At 44.0% G+C, this 747-nt stretch carries 5 tRNA genes; all 5 read right to left on the bottom strand.

Annotated elements, in window-relative coordinates:
• Positions 1-13: 13 nt before the first annotated feature.
• Positions 14-87: transfer RNA gene (locus NCCP2331_RS18300), tRNA-Gly, on the bottom strand.
• A 27-nt stretch (positions 88-114) separates the two neighbouring features.
• Positions 115-201, bottom strand: a tRNA-Leu gene (locus tag NCCP2331_RS18295).
• A 67-nt stretch (positions 202-268) separates the two neighbouring features.
• Positions 269-344 (bottom strand) — tRNA-Lys (locus tag NCCP2331_RS18290).
• Positions 345-373: 29 nt separating this feature from the next.
• Positions 374-448, bottom strand: a tRNA-Gln gene (locus tag NCCP2331_RS18285).
• A 50-nt stretch (positions 449-498) separates the two neighbouring features.
• Positions 499-570: transfer RNA gene (locus NCCP2331_RS18280), tRNA-Glu, on the bottom strand.
• Between the last annotated feature and the right edge of the window lie 177 nt (positions 571-747).

Raw genomic sequence — 747 nt, 5'->3', positions numbered from 1 at the left:
GTTTTAAATTGTATGGAGCGGGTGAAGGGAATCGAACCCTCATCATCAGCTTGGAAGGCTGAGGTTTTACCACTAAACTACACCCGCATATAATGTTGTATTGGACAGCATGTTTGGTGCGGTAAAGAGGACTTGAACCTCCACGGGTTATTCACCCACTAGGCCCTCAACCTAGCGCGTCTGCCATTCCGCCACTACCGCTCTGTTTTAGCGACAAGTTCTATTATACATGACTGATTCAATAAGTCAACTACTTTTTTAAAAAAAGTGGTGAGCCGTACAGGATTCGAACCTGTGACCCTCTGATTAAAAGTCAGATGCTCTACCAACTGAGCTAACGGCTCGTTTTAAAATAAAAACGATATAATGTAAATGGCTGGGGTAGCTGGATTCGAACCAACGAATGACGGAGTCAAAGTCCGTTGCCTTACCGCTTGGCTATACCCCATCAATGATAATCTGAAACAGATCTGCGGGCATTCATTCAATTTGTTAAAGTGACCCCTACGGGATTCGAACCCGTGATACCGCCGTGAAAGGGCGGTGTCTTAACCGCTTGACCAAGGGGCCTTAATTTTAAATGTCCCGCCAACCGGCATGCGATTTGTTCCGCTTGTCTCAGTCGACTTTTCCTATTATAGACAGGCCTATCCTATTCGTCAACCTTTTTTCTCAATCTTTTTTAAAAAACTTCACTATCCACCTGTAAACCTTGATTCTATAGGCTTTAGAGCCTCGTATCTTTAA

Source organism: Sporosarcina sp. NCCP-2331, from assembly GCF_023707945.1.
GTDB classification, from domain to species: domain Bacteria; phylum Bacillota; class Bacilli; order Bacillales_A; family Planococcaceae; genus Sporosarcina; species Sporosarcina cascadiensis.
This window is presented reverse-complemented; position numbering and strand designations above follow the sequence as displayed.